The organism is Bacteroides faecalis, assembly GCF_003865075.1.
Classification (GTDB): Bacteria; Bacteroidota; Bacteroidia; order Bacteroidales; family Bacteroidaceae; genus Bacteroides; species Bacteroides faecalis.
Genome location: NZ_BHWB01000043.1, coordinates 1 through 7,956, shown reverse-complemented (window position 1 = coordinate 7,956; position 7,956 = coordinate 1). Strand labels below are relative to the sequence as shown.

Sequence of the window (7,956 nt, the reverse complement as noted above, 5' to 3'; positions counted from 1 at the left end):
CGGCTTTATTATAGGTTTTCTATGCGCTTTGTGATCTTCATCGGTGTGTATAATAATTATTCCGAATCTTATTATTTTAAAAACAGTATAAATCCTAAAAAACTAATTATTATGAACTTTCACAGAATTTGAAGTATACGAATGAACATGAATGGATTCGTGTAGAGGGAGATATTGCTTACGTAGGTATTACAGACTATGCTCAAGAACAATTAGGCGACATTGTGTTTGTTGATATTCCTACTGTAGGAGAATCGCTTGAAGCAGGCGAAACCTTCGGTACGATTGAAGTAGTGAAGACCATTTCGATCTTTTCTTGCCAGTGGAAGGCAAGGTGCTCGAACAGAATGAAGCACTGGAAGAAAATCCGGAACTGGTGAATAAAGATCCTTATGGTGAGGGCTGGGTGATTAAGATGAAACCGGCTGACTTGAAAGATGTGGAAGATTTGTTGGATGCAGAAGCATATAAAGCAGTGGTGAACGGATAATCTCCTTGCGACTGTAGATCATTGATAACAATTTGTAACTAGTATATAATATGAATCCAATTGTAAGTATCATCATGGGCAGTACGTCCGACCTTCCTGTTATGGAGAAGGCTGCACAAATGCTGAATGATATGCACGTACCGTTCGAAATGAACGCTCTTTCCGCTCACCGCACTCCGGAAGCTGTGGAAGAATTCGCAAAGAATGCCCGTTCACGTGGCATTAAAGTGATTATTGCTGCTGCAGGAATGGCTGCTGCTCTTCCCGGTGTAATTGCAGCAAACACTACATTACCAGTGATCGGAGTACCTGTTAAAGGATCTGTACTTGATGGTGTAGACGCTCTTTATTCAATCATCCAAATGCCTCCCGGAATTCCTGTAGCTACGGTCGCTATCAATGGTGCTATGAATGCTGCTATTCTGGCTATTCAGATGCTTGCGTTGAGTGATGATGAATTAGCAAAAGCGTTTGCAGCTTACAAAGAAGGTCTGAAGAAAAAGATCGTAAAAGCAAACGAAGATTTGAAAGAGGTTAAGTTCGAATATAAAACCAATTAAATGGATTTATTCATTACTCCCGGAGGGAAACATCTGAAGTAAATATTGGGGCCGTTCCTTTGGGCGGTCCCAATTCTATCGTATCCAGTCGATGACAAATACATCTACGATGGATACGGAGGCTTGTGTGGAACAGGCTAAAAGAATTGTTGATACCGGCGGTGAGTATGTCCGCCTGACTACGCAAGGTATTAAAGAAGCCGAGAATCTGATGAATATCAATATCGGCCTGAGAAGTCAGGGGTATATGGTCCCGTTGGTAGCTGATGTTCATTTCAATCCGAAAGTGGCCGATGTAGCTGCTTTGTATGCGGAGAAGGTACGTATCAATCCGGGTAACTATGTAGATGCAGCCCGTACTTTTAAAAAACTGGAATATACCGATGAAGAGTACGCACAGGAGATACAAAAGATACGTGATCGGTTTGTGCCGTTCCTGAATATCTGTAAAGAGAATCATACCGCTATTCGTATCGGAGTGAATCACGGTTCCTTGTCAGATCGCATCATGTCACGTTATGGAGACACTCCTGAAGGGATGGTAGAATCTTGTATGGAGTTTCTGCGTATTTGCATGGCGGAGCATTTTACCGATGTGGTGATTTCGATCAAAGCTTCCAATACGGTCGTAATGGTGAAGACAGTCAGATTGCTTGTTGCCGTAATGGAACAGGAAGGAATGTCTTTCCCGTTGCATCTTGGCGTGACAGAAGCCGGAGACGGAGAGGACGGACGTATCAAATCTGCGTTAGGAATCGGTGCACTGCTAAGTGACGGATTGGGGGATACCATACGTGTATCTTTGAGTGAAGCGCCCGAAGCGGAAATTCCTGTTGCCCGTAAATTGGTGGATTATGTACTGCTGAGGCAGGATCATCCCTATGTTCCGGGTGCGGAAGCACCGGAATTTAATTACCTCTCTCCTTCGCGTCGGAAAACGCGTGCCGTTCGTAACATTGGAGGAGAACATCTGCCGGTGGTTATTGCCGACCGTATGGATGGAAAGACAGAGGTAAATCCTCAGTTTACTCCTGATTATATTTATGCGGGAAGGTCCTTACCTGAACAACGTGAAGCAGGAGTGGAATATATCCTTGATGCTGATGTATGGAACGGTGAAGCCGGAACATGGCCGGCATTCAATCATGAACAATTGCCATTGATGGGAACATGCAATGCTGAACTGAAATTCTTGTTTATGCCTTATATGGCGCAGACGGATGAAGTGATTGCTTGCCTGAAAGTTCATCCGGAAATCGTTATTGTTTCTCAAAGTAATCATCCGAACCGATTAGGTGAGCATCGTGCATTGGTGCATCAGTTGATGACAGAAGGTTTGCAGAATCCGGTTGTATTCTTCCAGCATTATGCGGAAGACAATGCGGAAGATTTGCAGATTAAATCGGCAGTGGATATGGGAGCTTTGATCTTTGATGGTCTTTGCGACGGAATATTTCTGTTTAATCAGGGTAGTTTGAGTCATGCTGTGATTGATGCAACAGCTTTTGGTATTTTACAAGCCGGGCGTACCCGCACTTCTAAGACGGAATATATTTCTTGCCCCGGTTGCGGTCGTACACTTTATGATTTGGAAAAGACGATTGCACGTATTAAAGCAGCTACCTCTCATTTGAAAGGTTTGAAGATCGGTATTATGGGATGTATCGTGAATGGCCCCGGTGAAATGGCCGATGCTGATTATGGCTATGTAGGCGCAGGCCGTGGTAAAATCAGTCTTTATAAAGGAAAAGTATGTGTAGAAAAAAATATTCCGGAAGAAGAGGCTGTGGAGCGGTTATTGGAGTTTATCCGTAATGATCGCAAAGAGATGGAACTTTAATTAGAATATTTTTATTGTTAAGACAGGAATTGCCTTAAGTATGTTTATGGTAATTCCTGTCTTTTTATTGATGTACTATTTGAAGTATGTGCCTAAAAGGCTGTAATGAAATAGATAGATTTAAAGAAAAAGTAATTATGGAAGATGAATTTAATTATCAGCAGTGCCCTATGGATATACCCATTGCTTTAACACCCACTGTCCGAAAGGAGAAAAATGTTTGCGTCATTTGGTAGCGATGCATAGTACAAACCAGTATCCTACGCTGTCGGTGGTTAATCCGAACTGTATTCCGGAAGATGCGAATTCCTGCCCTTCTTTCCACCCGATACGGAAGATACGCGTGGCTTGGGGAATCAAGCATTTGTTGGATAATGTACCCCATAAAGATGCGGACTCCCTTAAACGTATGATGCTCAGTCATTTCGGGCGAGGATTGTATTATCGTTTCTACCGTGAGGAGAAATTTATTGCTCCGGAACAGCAGGAATATATACAACGTATTTCCGTCAGAAAGGAATAACTGCTCAACCTATATTTGACTCCTACACAGAAGAATTTGAATGGTAATTATCTGCCATCTTGCACTGATATGCTGTTAATAAGTTGATTGTTAGTTAGTAAAGAGTGTGCAAGATACGTGTTGCAGATGTGTGCAAGATCCTTTATCTTACACACATCTGTTTTTTATGCAATCCTTGTAACGTGATAAAGAGTTCCGCGTCGGGAGCGTTTGCTAGGTATTTCATGTTTGTGGAGTACTCTCCCGAATATGCTTACCCGCTTGTTGGACAATGGGATAGCACTGTTTCCTTTGACTTCTTCCAGAATCTCTGCCGGTGATAACCATTCACCCTCTTGTCTTCTGGGGCAGGGCGGAAATATCGATAAAAAACAATGTTCTTCGAGCGACTGTTGCTCAAACTCACGGTTATTTTCGGTCATAATCCGCTTTCGTTGGTCGAACCAGTAACGTTCGCCATGATCCAGTTCATACATAGCTTGTGCGTAAAGCTGTTCGTAATCGATGGCATGGCTGGTATCTATTGTCTCCGTCACTTCGATGCAGATAAAACGGCGGCGACCCGTCAGGGAGCCGCTCGTTTTATCTGCATCGAAGTGACGGAGACATAGATACCAGCCATGCCAGCGATTACGAACAGCTTTACGCACAAGCTATGTATGAACTGGATCATGGCGAACGTTCTGGTTCGACCAAGACGAAGAGCGGATTATGACCGAAAAACCGTGAGTTGAGCAACAGTCGCTCGAAGAACAATTGTTTTATCGATATTTCCGCCCTGCCCCAGAAGACAAAGAGGGTGAATGGTTATCACCGGCAGAGATTCTGGAAGAAGTCAAAGGAAACAGTGCTATCCCATTGTCCAACAAGCGGGTAAGCATATTCGGGAGAGTACTCCACAAACATGAAATACCTAGCAAACGCTCCGGACGCGGAACTCTTTATCACGTTACAAGGATTGCATAAAAAACAGATGTGTGTAAGATAAAGGATCTTGCACACATCTGCAACACGTATCTTGCACACTCTTTACTAACTAACAATCAACTTATTAACAGCATATCAGTGCAAGATGGCAGATAATTACCATTCAAATTCTTCTGTGTAGGAGTCAAATATAGGTTGAGCAGTTATTCCTTTCTGACGGAAAATACGTTGTATATATTCCTGCTGTTCCGGAGCAATAAATTTCTCCTCACGGTTAGAAACGATAATACAATCCTCGCCCCGAATGACTGAGCATCATACGTTAAGGGAGTCCCATCTTTATGGGTACATTATCCAACAAATGCTTGATCCCCAAGCCACGCGTATCTTCGTATCGGGTGGAAAGAAGGGCAGGAATTCGCATCTTCCGGAATACAGTTCGGATTAACACCGACAGCGTAGATACTGGTTTGTACTATGCATCGCTACCAAATGACGCAAACATTTTTCTCCTTTCGGACAGTGGGTGTTAAAGCAATGGGTATATCCATAGGGCACTGCTTGATAATTAAATTCATCTTCCATAATTATTTTTCTTTAAATCTATCTATTTCATTACAGCCTTTTAGGCACATACTTCAAATAGTACATCAATAAAAAAGACAGGAATTACCATAAACATACTTAAGGCAATTCCTGTCTTAACAATAAAATATTCTAATTAAAGTTCCATCTCTTTGCGATCATTACGGATAAACTCCAATAACCGCTCCACAGCCTCTTCTTCCGGAATATTTTTTTCTACACATACTTTTCTTTATAAAGACTGATTTTACCACGGCCTGCGCCTACATAGCCATAATCAGCATCGGCCATTTCACCGGGGCCATTCACGATACATCCCATAATACCGATCTTCAAACCTTTCAAATGAGAGGTAGCTGCTTTAATACGTGCAATCGTCTTTTCCAAATCATAAAGTGTACGACCGCAACCGGGGCAAGAAATATATTCCGTCTTAGAAGTGCGGGTACGCCCGGCTTGTAAAATACCAAAAGCTGTTGCATCAATCACAGCATGACTCAAACTACCCTGATTAAACAGAAATATTCCGTCGCAAAGACCATCAAAGATCAAAGCTCCCATATCCACTGCCGATTTAATCTGCAAATCTTCCGCATTGTCTTCCGCATAATGCTGGAAGAATACAACCGGATTCTGCAAACCTTCTGTCATCAACTGATGCACCAATGCACGATGCTCACCTAATCGGTTCGGATGATTACTTTGAGAAACAATAACGATTTCCGGATGAACTTTCAGGCAAGCAATCACTTCATCCGTCTGCGCCATATAAGGCATAAACAAGAATTTCAGTTCAGCATTGCATGTTCCCATCAATGGCAATTGTTCATGATTGAATGCCGGCCATGTTCCGGCTTCACCGTTCCATACATCAGCATCAAGGATATATTCCACTCCTGCTTCACGTTGTTCAGGTAAGGACCTTCCCGCATAAATATAATCAGGAGTAAATGAGGATTTACCTCTGTCTTTCCATCCATACGGTCGGCAATAACCACGGCAGAGATGTCCTCCAATGTTACGAACGGCACGCGTTTTCCGACGCGAAGGAGAGAGGTAATTAAATTCCGGTGCTTCCGCACCGGAACATAGGGATGATCCTGCCTCAGCAGTACATAATCCACCAATTTACGGGCAACAGGAATTTCCGCTTCGGGCGCTTCACTCAAAGATACACGTATGGTATCCCCCAATCCGTCACTTAGCAGTGCACCGATTCCTAACGCAGATTTGATACGTCCGTCCTCTCCGTCTCCGGCTTCTGTCACGCCAAGATGCAACGGGAAAGACATTCCTTCCTGTTCCATTACGGCAACAAGCAATCTGACTGTCTTCACCATTACGACCGTATTGGAAGCTTTGATCGAAATCACCACATCGGTAAAATGCTCCGCCATGCAAATACGCAGAAACTCCATACAAGATTCTACCATCCCTTCAGGAGTGTCTCCATAACGTGACATGATGCGATCTGACAAGGAACCGTGATTCACTCCGATACGAATAGCGGTATGATTCTCTTTACAGATATTCAGGAACGGCACAAACCGATCACGTATCTTTTGTATCTCCTGTGCGTACTCTTCATCGGTATATTCCAGTTTTTTAAAAGTACGGGCTGCATCTACATAGTTACCCGGATTGATACGTACCTTCTCCGCATACAAAGCAGCTACATCGGCCACTTTCGGATTGAAATGAACATCAGCTACCAACGGGACCATATACCCCTGACTTCTCAGGCCGATATTGATATTCATCAGATTCTCGGCTTCTTTAATACCTTGCGTAGTCAGGCGGACATACTCACCGCCGGTATCAACAATTCTTTTAGCCTGTTCCACACAAGCCTCCGTATCCATCGTAGATGTATTTGTCATCGACTGGATACGAATAGAATTGGGACCGCCCAAAGGAACGGCCCCAATATTACTTCAGATGTTTCCCTCCGGGAGTAATTGAATAAATCCATTTAATTGGTTTTATATTCGAACTTAACCTCTTTCAAATCTTCGTTTGCTTTTACGATCTTTTTCTTCAGACCTTCTTTGTAAGCTGCAAACGCTTTTGCTAATTCATCATCACTCAACGCAAGCATCTGAATAGCCAGAATAGCAGCATTCATAGCACCATTGATAGCGACCGTAGCTACAGGAATTCCGGGAGGCATTTGGATGATTGAATAAAGAGCGTCTACACCATCAAGTACAGATCCTTTAACAGGTACTCCGATCACTGGTAATGTAGTGTTTGCTGCAATTACACCGGGAAGAGCAGCAGCCATTCCTGCAGCAGCAATAATCACTTTAATGCCACGTGAACGGGCATTCTTTGCGAATTCTTCCACAGCTTCCGGAGTGCGGTGAGCGGAAAGAGCGTTCATTTCGAACGGTACGTGCATATCATTCAGCAGTTGTGCAGCCTTCTCCATAACAGGAAGGTCGGACGTACTGCCCATGATGATACTTACAATTGGATTCATATTATATACTAGTTACAAATTGTTATCAATGATCTACAGTCGCAAGGAGATTATCCGTTCACCACTGCTTTATATGCTTCTGCATCCAACAAATCTTCCACATCTTTCAAGTCAGCCGGTTTCATCTTAATCAGCCAGCCCTCACCATAAGGATCTTTATTCACCAGTTCCGGATTTTCTTCCAGTGCTTCATTCTGTTCGAGCACCTTGCCTTCCACTGGCAAGAAAAGATCGGAAATGGTCTTCACTACTTCAATCGTACCGAAGGTTTCGCCTGCTTCAAGCGATTCTCCTACAGTAGGAATATCAACAAACACAATGTCGCCTAATTGTTCTTGAGCATAGTCTGTAATACCTACGTAAGCAATATCTCCCTCTACACGAATCCATTCATGTTCATTCGTATACTTCAAATTCTGTGGAAAGTTCATAATAATTAGTTTTTAGGATTTATACTGTTTTAAAATAATAAGATTCGGAATAATATATTATACACCGGATGAAGAATCACAAAGGCGCATAGAAAACCTATAATAAAGCCGAAAAGTA

At 42.9% G+C, this 7,956-nt stretch carries 6 protein-coding genes and 5 pseudogenes; 5 read left to right on the top strand and 6 right to left on the bottom strand.

Features of this window, described 5'->3' with window-relative positions:
• The first annotated feature begins 128 nt into the window (after positions 1 to 128).
• From gcvH (EJF25_RS24325) to EJF25_RS24310, 4 genes and pseudogenes are all read left to right on the top strand, one after another.
• Positions 129 to 490: pseudogene (gene gcvH / locus EJF25_RS24325) on the top strand (glycine cleavage system protein GcvH).
• A 50-nt stretch (positions 491 to 540) separates the two neighbouring features.
• A complete protein-coding gene (gene purE, locus EJF25_RS24320) occupies positions 541 to 1,050 on the top strand; it encodes a 5-(carboxyamino)imidazole ribonucleotide mutase (RefSeq protein WP_125043256.1) in 510 nt (169 codons plus the stop codon).
• Positions 1,051 to 2,890: pseudogene (locus EJF25_RS24315) on the top strand (4-hydroxy-3-methylbut-2-en-1-yl diphosphate synthase).
• Positions 2,891 to 3,027: 137 nt separating this feature from the next.
• Positions 3,028 to 3,460: pseudogene (locus EJF25_RS24310) on the top strand (DUF6078 family protein).
• Positions 3,461 to 3,577: 117 nt separating this feature from the next.
• Here the strand turns inward: EJF25_RS24310 and EJF25_RS26410 are convergent.
• Positions 3,578 to 3,979 (bottom strand): annotated as a pseudogene (locus EJF25_RS26410) (DUF3874 domain-containing protein); the annotation flags it as partial.
• 190 nt (positions 3,980 to 4,169) lie between these two features.
• On the opposite strand from EJF25_RS26410, the gene EJF25_RS26725 reads away from it, so the two are divergent.
• Positions 4,170 to 4,379 (top strand): DUF3874 domain-containing protein, encoded by a 210-nt coding sequence (locus tag EJF25_RS26725; protein ID WP_370685744.1) that lies wholly within the window; start codon positions 4,170 to 4,172, stop codon positions 4,377 to 4,379.
• Positions 4,380 to 4,496: 117 nt separating this feature from the next.
• Here EJF25_RS26725 and EJF25_RS26270 read toward each other — a convergent pair whose 3' ends face one another.
• From EJF25_RS26270 to gcvH (EJF25_RS24280), 5 genes and pseudogenes are all read right to left on the bottom strand, one after another.
• Positions 4,497 to 4,625 carry a DUF6078 family protein gene (locus EJF25_RS26270; protein ID WP_262707237.1) on the bottom strand — a complete coding sequence of 43 codons (129 nt, stop codon included), beginning with the start codon at positions 4,623 to 4,625 and terminating at the stop codon, positions 4,497 to 4,499.
• Between the two features lie 159 nt (positions 4,626 to 4,784).
• On the bottom strand, positions 4,785 to 4,925 hold the full coding sequence (locus EJF25_RS26045) for a DUF6078 family protein (RefSeq protein WP_235016919.1): 141 nt from the start codon (positions 4,923 to 4,925) through the stop codon (positions 4,785 to 4,787).
• A 136-nt stretch (positions 4,926 to 5,061) separates the two neighbouring features.
• A pseudogene (locus EJF25_RS24290) lies at positions 5,062 to 6,897 on the bottom strand (4-hydroxy-3-methylbut-2-en-1-yl diphosphate synthase).
• On the bottom strand, positions 6,898 to 7,407 hold the full coding sequence (purE, locus tag EJF25_RS24285; protein WP_077153066.1) for a 5-(carboxyamino)imidazole ribonucleotide mutase: 510 nt from the start codon (positions 7,405 to 7,407) through the stop codon (positions 6,898 to 6,900). It lies immediately after the preceding pseudogene.
• A 50-nt stretch (positions 7,408 to 7,457) separates the two neighbouring features.
• A complete protein-coding gene (gene gcvH / locus EJF25_RS24280) occupies positions 7,458 to 7,838 on the bottom strand; it encodes a glycine cleavage system protein GcvH (protein WP_125042683.1) in 381 nt (126 codons plus the stop codon).
• Positions 7,839 to 7,956: the final 118 nt, after the last annotated feature.

Bases quoted from the DNA above. Each gene is read 5' to 3' on its own strand.
- purE (WP_125043256.1), top strand. From the start codon at position 541: ATGAATCCAATTGTAAGTATCATCATGGGCAGTACGTCCGACCTTCCT.
- gcvH (WP_125042683.1), bottom strand. From the start codon at position 7,838: ATGAACTTTCCACAGAATTTGAAGTATACGAATGAACATGAATGGATT.
- EJF25_RS26045 (WP_235016919.1), bottom strand. From the start codon at position 4,925: ATGGAAGATGAATTTAATTATCAAGCAGTGCCCTATGGATATACCCAT.
- purE (WP_077153066.1), bottom strand. From the start codon at position 7,407: ATGAATCCAATTGTAAGTATCATCATGGGCAGTACGTCCGACCTTCCT.